Origin of the sequence: Pseudomonas sp. WS 5071 (assembly GCF_012985765.1) — a bacterium.
GTDB classification, from domain to species: domain Bacteria; phylum Pseudomonadota; class Gammaproteobacteria; order Pseudomonadales; family Pseudomonadaceae; genus Aquipseudomonas; species Aquipseudomonas lundensis_A.
Genome location: NZ_JAAQWY010000007.1, coordinates 12,538 through 28,018, shown reverse-complemented (window position 1 = coordinate 28,018; position 15,481 = coordinate 12,538). Strand labels below are relative to the sequence as shown.

Genomic DNA, 15,481 nt, shown 5'->3' with positions numbered 1-15,481 from the left:
GCTTATCTCGCAGGGAAAGTCTTGAGCACGTGGCCCAAACGTTCATTTTGTTCTGGAGTGATTTCATTGCCGGAGCCATGCCCGGCGTTTTCCATCGTGATGTAGGCCACACCGCTCAGCCAGTCGCCCAAAAATTGCTGCGCCTGATTCGCCGGTTGCGCCGGCAGAATTGGCAGTTGGTCCGGGGCCACGTCGCCGTAAAACGCAAACAGCGCATCGCGATTGCCCGCATGGCTTTTCGGGCGCTCTGCCAGGGGCTTTTGGGTGTAACCGAACCAGGCCACGAAGTCGCTCAATACGCGTTGCACTTCCAGCACCTGGCGTTCAACCATCTGATCGCGGCGCGACCCGCTTTGCGCCCGCTTGAGCACCGCGTCGCGCAGCTGACCCGGCAAATCGAGGCGATAGCCGCTGGTGATGAGTTCGTCCACCAGCGCCTCAATCGACGGTTTGTCGAGTTGCAGCACATCCATCAGGCCCTGACGGCCGGGAATCGCACGCAGGTAGGCAATCCAGTCTTTGAACACCGCACGGGCAAACTTGTGTTCGTTGCTCTGCAGTTCTGGCGCCTTGTTGCCCTCGGTGGCCGCCGCAACGGGCGCATCGAAGTCCACCGACAGATCACCAAAGCTGTCGCCAAAATCAAAGTCGCTGCTCGGCGCGTAAATCTGCGGTTTTTTCTCAACCACTTCGGCGTCATCTTCGGCGTGTTCGCTGTCGTCTTCGTCATACACGCCGTTGAGGTACAGCTCGCGGATGTCTTCGCTGGGCAGTTGCAAGGTGTTGATCAGCTCACCCAACACCGGACCACGGCGCTTGAGCTGGGCCAGAATCATCTGCGCCTGCTCGCGCTTGGCGGCGCTGGCATCATCGCCATCGGCACGGTACAAGCGGCTCAAGGCCTTGAGCGTGTCGCCGTTGAGGGTCTGGTCCAGTTGTTCGCGAATGCGGCTGAGCTTGAACTCAAGCCCTGCCAGTTCGCTGAAGCTTTCACTGAAACGGGTGATGCCGCCATCGTTGAGGGTCAGCATCGCGTCCCACGCCTGATCGGCGTCTTTGACGTGCTTGCTCACCAGCTCGGCCTTGGCGAAGGTTTTACCCATCAACGCCAACTGCTCGCCGCTGCTGTCGGTGAACTGTTGCTCGTCCTTGCCGGCTAGGCTGATAAAGGGCGTCGGCAGCCGAGGTTTACGCACCAGGTACGTGTTGTTGAAGGCGTGATCGTTCTTCCAGTTGGCCATCCACGGGAAGCTTTTGAAGCGCTCCAACATGGTGCGCGTCATCATGCTTTCCCACTCTTCGTCCAGCTGAAGCGCGGTTTTCTGCAAGGACTGGGCGATGCACTTGTCGAACATGGTCAAGGCCCAGATCAGGCCGGTCGCACGCCCCGCACGCTCGTGCGCGGTCTTGCCCTGAGTGACTTCAATCCAGCGGCTGAGCACCGGGCCTACGTCATTCACGTCGCTCTGGTTGGTGGAACCGGTACACACCACCAGCGCGTTCATTTCCTGATCGTCGGTGTAGCGTTCGAACAGGTAGGCCACCTTGCCCCGCAGGATCAATTGCGAGACCGAGTTTTCCTGACCGTTTTCGCTGGAGATGCTGCTGATCTGACGTCGCCCGCGGTAGCCGGGGAAGTCGAGCAGGTCGACTTGTTCAACGATTTTCGCGTTCGGGGTTTCAACCAGCCGAAAGGTCATTTCCGCCGTCAGCGCCGCCAGTTGGGCGACGGGCAGCGAGCTTGGGCTTTGCAGGCGTCCATCGCTGAACGGGCGCACTTCGACCGGCAAATCCTGAGGGCTGCCGAAGCGCTCCAGGATGTCGACGCTCATGATGCTGTTGCGGCGGCTGTATTCGTCGCCCTGACGCTCCACCAGTACCGAGAGCGGCGCAAACACCGTCGCCGGCATGCCGAGGCGGTTCAGCGAACCGGCCAATTGCTGGTACACACGGGTCAGCGCATGTTGCTCGCCCCACAGGATCGAGAACAGCTCGCCCCGCTCCTGAAAGTTCAGGCGCGGCGCCAGCTTGATCACTTTGGGCCAGTAGTGATGGGTCAGTGCCTTAAGGGATTTTTCGAAGCTCTTGTTCAGGTAGTCGAGCAGCGAGACCACGTCGTCAGCGCTTACACCTGGCTGCAAAGGCCCGGTTTCACGGCCTTCGAACGGCTTGAGGGCTTTGCGGATGCACTCTTCGTCGATGACGTAATTGACCTTTTCCTGATCAAAATCCTTGAACCAGGTGTTGGCCAGAATTTTCGCCAGCTCGATTTCGTTGAACAGTTTGAGCTCGACCGGGAAGTTATCGTCTTCGCTCTTTTTCGCCAGACGGCTGAAACGCGTGACCAGCCCGGTGGCTTCTTTACCGCCGCCGCCGGGGTTCACGTGCTCGATGAAGTCCATGCGCTGAGGGCCGAAGTCGGTTTCCAGCGTGCCTTTGGGGCCTGCGGCGAGGGCCGAAATCAGAAAGGACTTGCCCGCCTGCGACAAGCCGAAAAACCCGGCCGTCATCGGCGTGGTCGCCACACGGCTCAGGCTCTTGGCCTGATTGCGCGCCTTGTGCAGTTCCAGGCTCAGCTTGTCGGCTTCGCTGTCCAGACGCGGAGCGGTGACGCGGGTTTTCTCCACCCAGTCCAGCGCCTGACCGGCACCTTCATACACCGCTGCCCAGCTGTCTCGCAGGGCTTGTTGCTCAGGGGTCAGAATGCTCATTTGCGTTTTACGCTCCCGCTGTCCAGCCAATACTTGTTGTCACTCAAGCCCGCTACCAGCAACGTGTTGAGTTGCAGCACCAGATCGGTCTTGCGGAACGATTTGTCGGTGTTGGATTCCACCAGGTCGATGCTCAGCAGGTCGCTGAGTTGTTCCTGACGCTTCATCTGCGCGGTCGGCTCAAGCACTTTGAAGGTGACGTTGACCACCGGCATCTCGCCTGCAACCAAAGGCCGCGCTTCGGAGAACCGCTGACGCCCCGACGGCGTGAAGCTCAGGGTGTACAGCGGCGAAGCGGACCAGCGCTCGGCCGCCAGTTGGCGGAAACCCAAGCGCATGTCACCGCGCATTGCCAACGCGGGCGTACGGGCGTCGAGGCCCTCACCGATTTCAGGTAGCACGATGCGCCCGTCCGCCGATTTCAGGTCGCGGTACAGCACGTCGGCGTCGGTGATGATGTTGCTCAGGTCGATCACGCCCATGTGCTTGATCGTCGAGTAGGGCTTGAGCGCCGAAGAGCGGAAGTAGAAGTTCGGCACGCTGTGGTTGGCGCACAGCAGGCACAGCATGGCGCCCACCGAGGCGGTGCTTTTCGGGTCGTCGATCAGGCCGTTCTTGTGGAACGGGTACCAGCCGCCGGTGCGGTAGTTTTGCAGCGCGAGGATGCGGCCCGGTGGCAGCGGCAGCATTTTACGGATAAACGCCTGAATGCCCGGCAAGCGGGACGGGCGACCGGTCAACAGCAACATGTCGCACGGGTAGTGGGCGATCACTTCACACAGCGCACCGAGGATTTTGGTGATGTTGATCTTGCCGTTGAGGAACGCGCCATGCATTACCTGCAGGTCGAAGGTGATGGGGGTTTTGAGCAGGTCGAAATCGGTCTGGCCCCCCAGCTCACGGCGAACCGCGCTGTTCACGTAATCGAGCACGCTCTGGCTGATGGCGTCTTTGCCGAGCAGTTGCAGGTAGGTGTGGGTGCTGGCAACGACCGGGAACTCCGGGTTGTAGAGCTCGTAGTGACGCAGCAGCTCCAGCCCCAACGGGGTGAACACCTGCAGGTTCAGTTGCTGGCGCAGCACCATGTCTTGCGCACTGCCGGACTCGGCGCCGCACAGGCGCGACATGAGCGAAGCCGGGGCTTTCACGCCAGCGTCCTGCAAGGCTTTCTCGAAGCTGGGCAGGATGAACTCCTGGATCACGTCGAGCAGGATGTCGTCGCCCGCCACTTTGAAGCCATCACGGAAACGCTGTTCCGGCACGATGTGCACGTTACTGCCGCTGGTGGCGTTGCCCGCCCGGTCCAGCCGGTAGTCAGTAATGACCAGATCCGTGGTGCCGCCACCGATGTCGATGGTGGCCAGCGTGATGCGCTCGCGATCTGTCTTGCCTGGGCGCGAGATGGCGTCGAAAAACTCTTCGGGGTGGCCCGCAAAGTTTTCGTTCACTTCGGTGTAGAGGTACACCAGTTGACCGCACGAGGCCTCGTCCCATTCCACGCGTACCTTGGGCAGCGGCGTAGTGGACGGCGCGGCGTCCTGATCGTAGGGGTCCAGTTCATCGGTCTGCCAGTTCAGGCTCTTCCACACCAGGCCGATGGCGTGGCGCATGCGTTTCTCAAGGATGCTGCGCTCAGCCTGCGGCATGCCCGGCGGCACGGTCAGGGTGATGCTGTTCAGACGACGAGGCACGCGGGTATGGCCCTGACGCGAGCGCTGGGCAGGGCTGTTGATTTGCATCAGCGCCTGCGCCAGCACTTCGGCCAGCATGAAGGTCATCAGCGAGCTGCGCGAATAACGCGGCATGAACACAGGCAGTTGCTCGTCAGGGTTGAGGCTGTACAACGCGTCGCCGGTTTCGTTAATCAAGTGCGAAAACGGGGAGGCTGTGGCGAACGGTTCCTTGTCGGTCTTGACGTAGGCACAGTTGAAGCGCCAGCCGTGGTCGTAGGTGTTCTCATCCCACAGATAGCGCTTGGGGCTCGACAGCCCGGTCGACCCTTCAGTGCCACGGCGGCGGCTGGCCAGGCGCCCGGCCTCCTTGCCGACGCGGGCGATGGTGGCCCACTGGAACGCATCGTGACGGCCGCTTTTGACTGAGCAATGGTCCTTGCCGAACGACGCTTGCGCGAACTCGACGCGGCTTTCGAAGGCGTCGTTGTAGGTGTGCTCAGGGGTAATCAGGTCGCGCAGCTCAAGCACATAGTTGTCCTTGAGGCCCGAGCCGGTCTGGCCGTGGTCTTCGATGAGAATCCCGCAGGTGCGCGAATTGCCGACGTCGAGTACCAGGTCCACCGGAATCGGCGGCGTGACACCGCTGCCGTGGCTCGCCACAACCTTGAGCTCCGGCACATTGACCTGCGGCGGCGGGGTGTTGTTGTCACGGGTGGTGCACGGCTCCATGAACAAGCTGAGCAGGTTCAGGTAGTGCGCTTCGGGCCAACCGTCCTTGATGTCTTTTTCCAGCTCGTCGCGCGGGGTTTTCGGGTTGCCTTCCTTGAACACTTCCAGCAGCCATTCCTTGACCCAGATCTGATCGAGGAACCAGCGCGCCTGCTGCGGCTTGCACGCCAGCTTGAAAGTGACGCCCGAACTGGCGTCGTCCTTGTTCGGGCCCAAATAGAGGCTGCCGTCGTGCTTGTCCATGGTGCGGGTGTCGAATGCCAGCGTCAGGCGATGGGTGTTGCCATCGACATCCGGCTCGGCCAGACGCACCAGACGCATGCGCGACCAGTTGGTCGGGCCTTGGTCAAAGGTGAACGGCGGGCGATGACGGAACACAGGAATCGGCAGCCAAAGCCCGTCGTAGAGCTGCAGGCTGCTGTCCATGCTGATGTTCAGGGTGCTGCGCGCTTCGACGGTCTTACCCGGCTCGCTCTCGTAAAAGTAGCTGGTCATGCCGTTGCGCTCGCCTTCTTCAAGGCGGCACAGCAAACCATTGGTCAGCGGCGCGAAGTCACCGGACGGCAGTTTTTTCGGGTCCAGTCGCAGGGCGAAATCCATGAACTGGACGCCGGTGTCACCCACGAGGATGACGGTGTCTTCAAATTGGGTAACTTGAGGCAGCATGTCAGAGTCTTCCGGTCATTATTCGCCCGTCTGGCGCATGGAGATGGGGAATTTCTTGTCTTCGTAAACGCCGGTGCAATCGGCAATGCTCTGGGCACCCTGACGGCAATCGACTTGCGGCATTTCGTAACTGCTGCCGTCACTGCACGCCGCCTGGCCCTGGCTATTGATCGCCAGGCTGCCACCTTGCATCGCTGCCGACACAGGGCCGGTGCAGTTGATGCCGTTGGCCTTGCGCACAATCACCTCGCCCTTGCCATCTTTGAACTGGTATTCAAGGCGCAGTGGCTTGCCGGTATTTTTGTCTTGAATGCCCGCACCTGCACGGTAATGGCCGTTGAGGAAGTCCGCGTTACCATCGGGGCTGTCGGCCGGAATGGTCAGCGGTTCGCCGGGGACACTCGGGGTTGTCGGCGCTTGCGGATCTTCAGGGATCTGCGGCGGGGCAGGCGGCGTTTGATCGGCCGGTTCGGTCGCATCCGGCGCCGATGGCTCGTCTGCGTTGGCAGGCGGCGCGGTGTCAGGCTCAGGTTCAGGTTGCGGCTGCGCTTGCTCAGGCAGGGGCTCAGCAGGGCGCTGCGCATCCGGCACGATGGGCAGCTCACCTTTGGGCAGCGAAGCGCCCTGGCCTGCGCCCGGCACGGTGGCGCCATCATTGGGCAGCGACAGGTCGGCGTTGGTGTCAGGCTGGGGCAGCGTTACATCAGGACGGTCAAGGCTCGGCAATGTTGGCCAGGTCGGCACGGGCAAACCCAACTGGGGCGCGCAGCCGCGCAGGCCAAACAACAGTAGCAACAACAGCAACAGCAACAGCAGTGGCAACAGCCACCACCAGCGACGCCACCACGGCCGCGCCACGACGGGCAGCGGTGCCGGGGCAGGCACGGGCTCGGCAATCGGCGGCACCACGGGCGCAGGCGTGACTAGCGGTGCCGCCTGCGGGCGCAAACAGTGCAACGGGTCCATGTGGTGATCGGCACCGGGACGACGGAATCCCCAAAACGTCAGCACCGGTTTGCCATTAACCAGGTACACGTAGTTTTCGTCAGGGAACGGCAGCACATGCCCCAGCAGTTTGCCGAACACGGTGCGGTCGACAGAAGGCTTGGTGTCGCTGTGGGGATCGAGGTAAGTGGTACTGAGCTGATTGAGAAACGCCTGGAGCTTTTCCAGCTCAACCACGGCATGGCCGCGCTCATCAGGGGTGGCGCTGCTCCAGGGAATCACATCGCCGGGCAGCTCGCTGTACCAGTCAATGTTGTCACCCAGTTCATCACTTTGCGGGATGGCCAGATGCTGAGCCATTTCGGGATTCTTGCGGCGAATGGCTTCGCGTAATTGCAGTGCTGCCCGGTAAACCGGTTGTCCGGTTTCGCCAAGGGCTGTGAAATCACCGCTTTTACCACTGCGTAGAAGTGCGCCGCGCATCCGAGCTCCATCTTTAAAATTCGCGCGGTTAAACCCGGACGAGTGCCCGAACCGCTTCCTTGATTAAGCGCGAGACAGTAATGGCTAATCGACATCGGAGTCAATTAGCCATTAGCTGACAGCTATCATTTTCCGGGTTAGCGGCAGCGTTTACTGAGGATGTGAGCCGTAACTTAAGCCAAGGAAGGGATGAACAGAACGCTTTAAGCCAGTGCGCAGTGACGCTTCACCCGCTGGCCGGTCGGTATTGCAACGCTTCTGCCAAATGCCTGCGCTCGATGGACTCAACGCCTTCCAGATCCGCCAGCGTACGCGCCACTTTCAATAAACGATGTGCGGCCCGTAGCGATAACGTCATGCGCTCGCAGGCGTTTTCCAACCAGGTGTTATCTGTATCGCTCAAGCGGCAATGGCTGCGCACGCCGGGCAAGTCGAGAAAAGCATTGGCGCACCCTTGGCGTCGAACTTGCCGCTCACGGGCCGCCGCCACTGACGCGGCGGCTGTCGCGGTGTTGTCTCCCGAGGACGGGAGCGGATTGAGCGAGGTGGTTTCACGGGCCACGGTCAGGTGCAGGTCGATACGGTCCAGCAGTGGGCCGGACAGCTTATTGCGATAACGCTGGATCTGCTCCGGGGTACAGCGGCATCGTCCCGTCGGCTCCCCGAGATACCCGCACGGGCACGGGTTCATGGCCGCCACCAGTTGAAAGCGCGCCGGAAAACGCATCCGGTCTCGCGCCCGCGCAATCACAATAAAACCCGACTCCATAGGCTCTCGCAAAACCTCCAGTACCTTGCGATCGAACTCAGGCAGTTCGTCAAGGAACAAGACCCCATGATGGGCCAGCGTGATTTCACCGGGCTGTGGCTTAGAGCCGCCACCGACCAAGGCTGGCCCGGACGCCGAATGATGGGGCTGACGAAACGGGCGTTGGGGCCAACTGCTCAGCGGTACATGACTGGCCACCGACTGGATGGCTGCGACCTCCAGCGCTTCGGGCTCATCAAGCGGCGGCAATAAGCCGGGCAAGCGACTGGCCAGCAAGGTTTTACCGGTGCCGGGCGGGCCTGTGAACAGCAGGTTATGACTGCCTGCAGCCGCGACCAGCAAGGCGCGCTTGGCCGACAACTGGCCTTGTACGTCACTCAGGTCGGGATACGGCTTGCTCACCTGCAGCAGGCCGCTGGCGCTGTAAGGTTCCATCACGGCACGGCCTGCAAAGTGCGCGACCACTTGCAACAAATGCTCGACCGCAATCACCGTCAGCCCGGAGGCCAGGCACGCTTCCTCGGCATTGGCCAGGGGCACCACCAGCGCACGCCCCGCGGCCCGCGCCGCCAGTGCAGCAGGCAGCACGCCTTGCACCGGACGAATCGCACCCGACAGGGCCAACTCGCCTAAAAACTCGACGCGTTCCAGCGCCGTGACGGGCAGTTGCCCACTGGCGGCCAAAATGCCCAGCGCAATGGCCACATCAAAACGCCCGCCGTCCTTGGGCAGGTCGGCGGGCGCGAGGTTAAGCGTGATACGGCGAGCCGGAAAGTCAAAGCCGGAATTGAGGATCGCACTGCGCACCCGGTCCTTGCTTTCCTTGACGGCGGTTTCGGGTAAACCGACCAGCGTCAACGCGGGCAAGCCATTGGCCAGATGCGCTTCGACGGTAACGACAGGCGCCTCGACGCCGACTTGGGCACGGCTGTGAACAATCGCCAGAGACATGACTCGTTCCTTGAGTGGGCAAAAAGCGCATCCTGCGCGAATTGACGATCAAGGGGAGGGACTCAATGGATACGGGATGTGAATGCGCGTAGCGACTCACTTACTCCGCAGGCGGCAGCAAACGGGCTTCCATCTCGGCCACTTTGGCTTCCAGCGTTTCAAGGCGGGCACGGGTGCGCGCCAGTACCACCATCTGGCTGTCGAACTCTTCGCGACTGACCAGATCCAGCTTGCTGAAGCCGCTTTGCAACAGGGCTTTGAACTGGCTTTCGATTTCGTTACGCGGCAAAGCCGTGTCGCCACTGAACAAACGTGAAGCCTGGCCACTCAGGGCATCGAGAAAATCTTTGGGCGCGAGCATGGGATTGGTCCTTAAAACTGATGGCGGCGAGTGTATCACGGGGTTTCACCCCTTACGGCGATGGGGGCATTGCACATTTGTTGAGCATGCCATCCACCTCCTGCGCACTGTTTTCGTGCACAAATTCCGCGCTTAATCCGGCCCTCTTTCCTGTACGCGCGATAACCCTCTGTAATTGCTGGATTTTCCAGACATGGCAAGGTTTCTGCTTAGACGGTGATGACTCATGCACTGATGCAGTCGCTGTGACGAAGGCAGTGCGGCAGGTGGTTCAAGGATGTTTTCGTCACCCGCGGTTAACTCAAGTTGAACGGCCTGATGAGGGCTGACGACGCGTTACAAAGCCAGACACTGCGCTTAGACTTGGGCCGGGTTTGTTTTCCTGGGGCAAGTCCACCAATTCGGGAGAAGTTTCATGAAGCTAGTCACCGCTATTATCAAGCCGTTCAAGTTAGACGACGTGCGCGAGTCGCTGTCCGAGATCGGCGTGCAGGGCATTACCGTTACTGAGGTCAAAGGCTTCGGCCGGCAGAAAGGCCATACCGAGCTGTACCGCGGCGCGGAATACGTGGTCGATTTTCTGCCAAAGGTGAAGATTGATGTCGCCATCGACGACAAAGATCTTGATCGGGTTATCGAGGCGATAACCAAGGCTGCCAACACCGGCAAGATCGGTGACGGCAAGATATTTGTGGTCAATCTGGAACAGGCGATTCGCATCCGTACCGGCGAAACCGATACCGACGCCATCTAAGCCGCCAAACCCCAACGCCCCAGGAGAAAACACTATGACTCTGCGTAAATTCGCAGGGCTCGGAGCCCTGTTGTCTGTCGTAATGCCCGGCCTGGCCGTGGCGGCAGACGAAGTGGCAGCTCCAGTCCTCAATTCCGGCGATACCGCCTGGATGCTGACCGCAACGGCTTTGGTGCTGTTTATGACCATTCCCGGCCTGGCGCTGTTCTACGGCGGCATGGTGCGCTCCAAAAACCTTCTTTCTGTGATGATGCAGTGCTTCGCCATTACGGGTCTGATCAGCATTCTGTGGGTCATTTATGGCTACAGCATCACGTTCGACACCACGGGCATGGAGCAGGGCGTCACCAATTTCAACTCGTTCATCGGCGGCTTTGGCAAAGCGTTCCTCGCAGGTGTCACGCCAGACAGCCTGACGTCGTCTACGGCGCTGTTCCCGGAAGCTGTTTTCATCACCTTCCAGATGACCTTCGCCATCATCACTCCGGCGCTGATCGTCGGCGCTTTCGCTGAACGCATGAAGTTCTCGGCCATGCTGATCTTCATGGGCGTGTGGTTCACCCTGGTGTATGCGCCCATCGCGCACATGGTGTGGAGCGGCAACGGCGGTCTGATGTGGGACTGGGGCGTGCTCGATTTCGCCGGCGGCACTGTGGTGCATATCAACGCCGGTATCGCGGGCCTGGTGGCGTGCATTGTGCTCGGCAAGCGTAAAGGCTACCCGACCACCCCCATGGCACCGCATAACCTGGGTTACACCCTGGTCGGCGCAGCCATGCTGTGGATCGGCTGGTTCGGCTTTAACGCAGGCTCTGCGGCAGCCGCTAACGGCACAGCGGGCATGGCGATGCTGGTGACACAGATTGCAACCGCTGCCGCTGCACTGGGCTGGATGTTTGCCGAATGGATTACCCATGGCAAGCCGAGTGCGCTGGGCATTGCGTCGGGCGTGGTCGCCGGGCTGGTGGCCATTACCCCCGCAGCAGGCACCGTAGGCCCAATGGGCTCGATCGTGATTGGTCTGGCGTCGGGCGTGATCTGCTTCTTCTGCGCCACCAGCCTCAAGCGCAAGCTGGGCTATGACGATTCGCTGGACGCCTTTGGCGTGCACGGCGTGGGCGGTATTGTCGGCGCCATCCTTACCGGCGTGTTTGCAGCCCCGGCTCTGGGCGGTTTTGGCACCGTGACTGACGTCGCTGCACAAGTCTGGATTCAATGCAAAGGCGTGGCATTTACCGTCATCTACACCGCAATAGTGACCTTCATCATTCTCAAAGTACTGGATGCCGTGATGGGCCTGCGTGTGACGGAGGAAGAGGAAGCAGTCGGCCTCGACCTGGCGCAACACAACGAGCGAGGCTATAACTTGTAGACCGCCTCACGAAAAAATACCCGGCCTGCCGGGTATTTTTTTGTCCGCAATGTGGCGTTATTCGCATCAAGAGAATGATTTTTCCTACACCTTTATGCAGTTATCAGATCTACGATGAAATGTAAGACGAACACTTACATCACAACTCGACTATTAGCTGCTTTGCTTTTTTCTTCAGCACGCTAGAATGCGCGCCGAAGGGCGGAGTTAAGCGCCCGGGAGTCACGAAGGCACGGATCATCTCCTCATGCTTTCAAGGTCAGCGTACCGAGCCCCGTGCTAGGCACCTGGCAAGCGTTTATTTAATGAGCGAATGCCCTTAACAGGCACTCGTAAAGTCCTACCGCCCTCAAGGGCGAAGAGGCGTAAGCCGCGGGTAATCCGGGGCTACTTTTTCACCAGCGGCGGTCCACTGTGGGCGTAGCTGGTCTATAACTAATCTGCTTTACGTAAGTCATGGGGTAGAACATGAGCGACGATGATCTGGAAAATGATGACCTCGAAGTAGGTGACGAAGACGAAACCGAAGAAGGTCTTGAAGCGGCCGCCGATGACGTGGCTGACGACGACGGTGGCGACGATGTGCCGGTCCCTGTGGCCAAAGGCAAATCCAAGGCAGCGGTGTCGGTAGATGACCTGCCCAGCGTAGAAGCCAAAAACAAGGAGCGTGACGCTCTGGCTCGCGCCATGGAAGAGTTTCTTTCCCGTGGCGGCAAGGTGCAGGAAGTCGAGGCCAATGTGGTGGCAGATCCACCCAAGAAGCCTGACAACAAGTACGGCAGCCGTCCTATCTAAGGTCTGTTGTTTGCTTGAAAAGAAAGCCCGCCGTCGCTGCGGGCTTTTTTGTGCGAGCGCTATTGTGATTTCAGCGCAAAGTTGCTGCCCAGGCACAAGCCTGCGTAGGGGTACGAGTAGCTTCAGCCAAGGTGTTTGAGCACATTGGGCAATTCGCTCAGGCACCCGATTTCGGCATCCGGACGCTTATCGCCCTCCCAGATTTTGCCACCTGGGTTAAACCACACGGCGCGCAAGCCTGCCTGCTGGGCGCCGGCAATGTCGTCGCCCGGATGATCGCCAACATGCACCGCAGCATTGGCCTTCACGTCGCCCCGCGACAAAGCCTCGTGGAACAAACGTGCGTCCGGCTTGGCGATGCCAATGTCTTCGGCACACAGCACGAATTTGAAGTGATGCCCCAAACCGATGCGTCGTACGTCGGCATTGCCATTGGTCACGACCCCCAGCGCGTAATTGTCCGCCAGTTCAGTCAACGTGGGCTCGACTTGCGCAAAAACCTCCAGCGCGTGACGCGCCTCTAGAAATACCTCAAACGCCGCGTCTGCCAAGGCTTGCGCGTTAGCGTATTGCGCATCCCGCAATGCGTGGAATAGCACGTGCCGACGCAGCGCACTGATTCGGTGCTTCAGGTGCGGGTTTTCACTTAAAACCCGCTCACGAATCGCTTGAAATGTTGCTAACTCAATCACGCCCACATCCGGTGCGTTTTCAGCCAGCCACTGCCGCAAGGTGTCTTCGGCCCGGGCGATCACCGGGCCGGTAGTCCACAGCGTGTCATCAAGATCGAAAGTAATCAGTTCAATCGTCATTCACTGCCCTTACTGCGTTTGGCCCGTGGGTGGGCGCTGTCGTAGACCGATGCCAGATGCTGGAAGTCCAGATGGGTATAGATTTGCGTGGTTTTGATATCTGAATGCCCGAGTAACTCTTGCACCGCGCGCAAATCCTGGGAGGACTCTAGCAAATGGCTGGCAAACGAATGGCGCAGCATGTGCGGGTGCAGGTTTTGCCCCAACTCACGTTCGCCCGCTGCCTTGACGCGCAGTTGAATAGCTCGCGGTCCAAGGCGGCGCCCACGCTGGCTGACAAACACAGCGTCGTCTTCAGGGTTGGCCAGCGCCCGTAAAGGCAGCCAGACCTGCAGGGCGTCACGGGCCTTTTGCCCGACCGGCAGCACGCGCGTCTTGCTGCCTTTACCCAGCACTTGCACCAGCCCGGCAGCCAGGTCCAGTTGATCCAGATTCAAACCCGTCAGTTCCGACAGACGCAGCCCGGAGGAGTAAAACAATTCAAGTATCGCCTGATCGCGCTGCGCCAGAAAATCTTCTTCCACCGCACCTTCCAGCAGTTGCAAGGCGCGGTCGGTGTCGAGGGTTTTGGGCAGGCGGCGTTCGCCTTTGGGGGGTGCCAGACCGTTGGCGGGGTCGTGATCGCACAGGCCTTCGCGGTTGAGGTAGTGGTACAACCCGCGCACGGCAGACAACAGCCGCGCAATGCTGCGCGAAGACTGACCCTGGTGATGCAGGCGCGCCACCAACTGACGCAGGTGCTGAATATCCAGGGCCGACCAGTTGGAGATTGATGCTTGGCCGCAAAACGCCAGCACTTTGCCAAGGTCACGGCGATAAGCTTCCAGCGTGTGCGGCGACACTTGGCGCTCACTGCGCAGGTGTATGCAGTAAGCGTCCAGATGCCGTTCCATGCCTAGCGCACCGAGCGCAGGGCGTTGGTGAAGCGCGGCAAGACACGTCCCAGCACTTCAGCGATGTAACTGAGGAACAAGGTGCCCACCGAGCTTTTGTAGTGCTGCGGGTCGCGGCTGGCGACGGCCAGAACCCCGTGCAAGCCGAGGTGGTTAAGGGCGACCACGGCGGTCGAGCCGATTTGCTTGCGCTGTTCTTCACCGAACAGAAAGTCCAGCTCATGCTCACGCAGGCTGCCGCTGACGGCCTTGCCTTCTGCCAGCAGACCACCGAGGGCGCGTTGGGCGTCCGCGCTGTTGACCCAGCGCCCTACCGGCATCGGGTTATCACCAAACAACACCAGACTAACGAAGGGCACCTGAAAGTCCTGTCGCAGGCTGTCTTCAACGGCGATCACCAGCTCTTCAAGACTGGTGGCGTCCATCAGGGCCAGGTTCAAACGGCGGGTTTTCTCAAACAGGCGATCGTTGTCACGGGCCACATCCATCAGTTGTGACAGACGATGGCGCATCTCGATATTGCGCCCACGCAACAGCTCAAGCTGACGCTCCACCAACGAGACTGTATCGCCGCGCTGGTGAGGAATGCGCTGGGTCAACAGCAGCTCCTCGCGCTGGCTGAAGAAGTCCGGGTGCGCTTGGAGGTAGGCCGCCACGGCCGCAGCCTCGGGGCTTTGATCGTGAACATCGAGGTCTGCAGACTGTGGCTGGTCGGTCATCGTGTGCGCTCGCTCATAAACGGACTTGTCCTTCGTAAACACGCATCGCCGGGCCGGTCATAATCACTGAATGACCCGGACCTTCCCATTCGATGGTCAAACGACCGCCGGGCAGGTCCAGCGTCACCGGGGAATGCATCCAGCCCTGACTGATGGCCGCCACCGCCGCCGCACACGCGCCGGTGCCGCAGGCCTGGGTTTCTCCGGCGCCGCGTTCCCACACTCGCAGTTGCGCGCGGTGACGGTCGATCACGTGCAAAAAGCCCACGTTGACCCGGGCCGGGAAGCGCGGGTGATGTTCAATTTTCGGGCCCAACTCATGAACCGGCGCCGCGTTGATGTCGTCGACACGCAACACTGCATGCGGATTGCCCATCGATATGGCGGCCAACTGGACAGTCTGGCCATCGACGTCGACTTCATAGCTCAGCGCCTGTTCATCCGCCACAAACGGAATTTCGGCCGGCACCAGACGCGGCGGGCCCATGTCAACGCTGATCTGACCGTCGCTGCGCACGTTCAGCTCAATGATGCCGCTTTTGGTTTCGACTTTGATCTGGCGCTTGGTGGTCAAGCGCTTGTCGAGCACAAAGCGGGCAAAACAGCGGGCTCCGTTGCCGCACTGTTCAACCTCGGACCCGTCGGCGTTGAAGATCCGGTAACGGAAATCCACCTCGGGATTGCTCGGTGCTTCAACGATCAATAATTGATCGAAGCCAACGCCCGTGTGCCGGTCGCCCCATTGCTTGGCGTGCTTGGGCAGGATGTGCGCGTGCTGGCTGACCAGGTCGAGAACCATGAAGTCATTGCCCAGGCCGTGCATTTTTGTAAAACGCAGCAACATGGGC

General features: G+C 60.3%; 12 protein-coding genes. 3 read left to right on the top strand and 9 right to left on the bottom strand.

Going from position 1 to position 15,481, the window contains the following annotated elements; genetic code table 11:
- Nucleotides 1-2 precede the first annotated feature (2 nt).
- From HBN61_RS06060 to HBN61_RS06040, 5 genes are all read right to left on the bottom strand, one after another.
- Nucleotides 3-2,711 carry a putative virulence factor gene (locus tag HBN61_RS06060; protein ID WP_170046348.1) on the bottom strand — a complete coding sequence of 903 codons (2,709 nt, stop codon included), beginning with the start codon at nucleotides 2,709-2,711 and terminating at the stop codon, nucleotides 3-5.
- The gene (locus HBN61_RS06055) at nucleotides 2,708-5,779 is read right to left on the bottom strand and encodes a virulence factor SrfB (protein WP_094991848.1); all 3,072 of its coding nucleotides are present in this window, start codon (nucleotides 5,777-5,779) and stop codon (nucleotides 2,708-2,710) included. The genes HBN61_RS06060 and HBN61_RS06055 overlap by 4 nt, the downstream gene beginning before the upstream one ends.
- An 18-nt stretch (nucleotides 5,780-5,797) precedes the next feature.
- Entirely contained in the window at nucleotides 5,798-7,207 is a 1,410-nt protein-coding gene (locus HBN61_RS06050) for an SrfA family protein (protein WP_094991849.1), read from the bottom strand.
- 226 nt (nucleotides 7,208-7,433) lie between these two features.
- Nucleotides 7,434-8,927, bottom strand: coding sequence for a YifB family Mg chelatase-like AAA ATPase (locus HBN61_RS06045; protein ID WP_170046347.1), 1,494 nt, complete (start codon nucleotides 8,925-8,927; stop codon nucleotides 7,434-7,436).
- A gap of 100 nt (nucleotides 8,928-9,027) precedes the next feature.
- A complete protein-coding gene (locus tag HBN61_RS06040; protein WP_094991851.1) occupies nucleotides 9,028-9,288 on the bottom strand; it encodes an accessory factor UbiK family protein in 261 nt (86 codons plus the stop codon).
- A gap of 415 nt (nucleotides 9,289-9,703) precedes the next feature.
- Between HBN61_RS06040 and glnK the strand changes: the two genes are divergently transcribed.
- The 3 genes from glnK to sutA all read left to right on the top strand — a co-directional run bounded on the left by glnK (nucleotide 9,704) and on the right by sutA (nucleotide 12,209).
- The gene (gene glnK / locus HBN61_RS06035) at nucleotides 9,704-10,042 is read left to right on the top strand and encodes a P-II family nitrogen regulator (RefSeq protein WP_002555808.1); all 339 of its coding nucleotides are present in this window, start codon (nucleotides 9,704-9,706) and stop codon (nucleotides 10,040-10,042) included.
- A gap of 34 nt (nucleotides 10,043-10,076) precedes the next feature.
- Nucleotides 10,077-11,414: an ammonium transporter gene (locus HBN61_RS06030; protein ID WP_094991852.1), complete on the top strand. Its 1,338-nt coding sequence runs from the start codon at nucleotides 10,077-10,079 to the stop codon at nucleotides 11,412-11,414.
- A gap of 468 nt (nucleotides 11,415-11,882) precedes the next feature.
- Nucleotides 11,883-12,209 carry a dormancy-specific transcriptional regulator SutA gene (sutA, locus tag HBN61_RS06025; protein ID WP_047278851.1) on the top strand — a complete coding sequence of 109 codons (327 nt, stop codon included), beginning with the start codon at nucleotides 11,883-11,885 and terminating at the stop codon, nucleotides 12,207-12,209.
- Nucleotides 12,210-12,331: 122 nt separating this feature from the next.
- Here the strand turns inward: sutA and HBN61_RS06020 are convergent, their stop codons facing one another.
- Genes HBN61_RS06020 through dapF form a run of 4 tightly spaced genes read right to left on the bottom strand, consistent with a single transcriptional unit; the run spans nucleotide 12,332 to nucleotide 15,477 of the window.
- A complete protein-coding gene (locus tag HBN61_RS06020) occupies nucleotides 12,332-13,021 on the bottom strand; it encodes an HAD family hydrolase (protein WP_170046346.1) in 690 nt (229 codons plus the stop codon).
- Nucleotides 13,018-13,914 carry a tyrosine recombinase XerC gene (xerC, locus tag HBN61_RS06015; protein WP_170046345.1) on the bottom strand — a complete coding sequence of 299 codons (897 nt, stop codon included), beginning with the start codon at nucleotides 13,912-13,914 and terminating at the stop codon, nucleotides 13,018-13,020. The genes HBN61_RS06020 and xerC overlap by 4 nt, the downstream gene beginning before the upstream one ends.
- A 2-nt stretch (nucleotides 13,915-13,916) precedes the next feature.
- Entirely contained in the window at nucleotides 13,917-14,633 is a 717-nt protein-coding gene (locus HBN61_RS06010; RefSeq protein WP_094991855.1) for a DUF484 family protein, read from the bottom strand.
- 13 nt (nucleotides 14,634-14,646) lie between these two features.
- A complete protein-coding gene (gene dapF, locus HBN61_RS06005; RefSeq protein ID WP_094991856.1) occupies nucleotides 14,647-15,477 on the bottom strand; it encodes a diaminopimelate epimerase in 831 nt (276 codons plus the stop codon).
- Nucleotides 15,478-15,481 lie beyond the last annotated feature (4 nt).

Excerpts from the sequence above, each read along its gene's own strand:
- HBN61_RS06010 (WP_094991855.1), bottom strand. The coding sequence starts at position 14,633 with ATGACCGACCAGCCACAGTCTGCAGACCTCGATGTTCACGATCAAAGC.
- HBN61_RS06045 (WP_170046347.1), bottom strand. The coding sequence starts at position 8,927 with ATGTCTCTGGCGATTGTTCACAGCCGTGCCCAAGTCGGCGTCGAGGCG.
- sutA (WP_047278851.1), top strand. The coding sequence starts at position 11,883 with ATGAGCGACGATGATCTGGAAAATGATGACCTCGAAGTAGGTGACGAA.
- HBN61_RS06060 (WP_170046348.1), bottom strand. The coding sequence starts at position 2,711 with ATGAGCATTCTGACCCCTGAGCAACAAGCCCTGCGAGACAGCTGGGCA.
- HBN61_RS06040 (WP_094991851.1), bottom strand. The coding sequence starts at position 9,288 with ATGCTCGCGCCCAAAGATTTTCTCGATGCCCTGAGTGGCCAGGCTTCA.
- HBN61_RS06050 (WP_094991849.1), bottom strand. The coding sequence starts at position 7,207 with ATGCGCGGCGCACTTCTACGCAGTGGTAAAAGCGGTGATTTCACAGCC.
- HBN61_RS06055 (WP_094991848.1), bottom strand. The coding sequence starts at position 5,779 with ATGCTGCCTCAAGTTACCCAATTTGAAGACACCGTCATCCTCGTGGGT.
- HBN61_RS06020 (WP_170046346.1), bottom strand. The coding sequence starts at position 13,021 with ATGACGATTGAACTGATTACTTTCGATCTTGATGACACGCTGTGGACT.
- glnK (WP_002555808.1), top strand. The coding sequence starts at position 9,704 with ATGAAGCTAGTCACCGCTATTATCAAGCCGTTCAAGTTAGACGACGTG.
- xerC (WP_170046345.1), bottom strand. The coding sequence starts at position 13,914 with ATGGAACGGCATCTGGACGCTTACTGCATACACCTGCGCAGTGAGCGC.
- dapF (WP_094991856.1), bottom strand. The coding sequence starts at position 15,477 with ATGTTGCTGCGTTTTACAAAAATGCACGGCCTGGGCAATGACTTCATG.
- HBN61_RS06030 (WP_094991852.1), top strand. The coding sequence starts at position 10,077 with ATGACTCTGCGTAAATTCGCAGGGCTCGGAGCCCTGTTGTCTGTCGTA.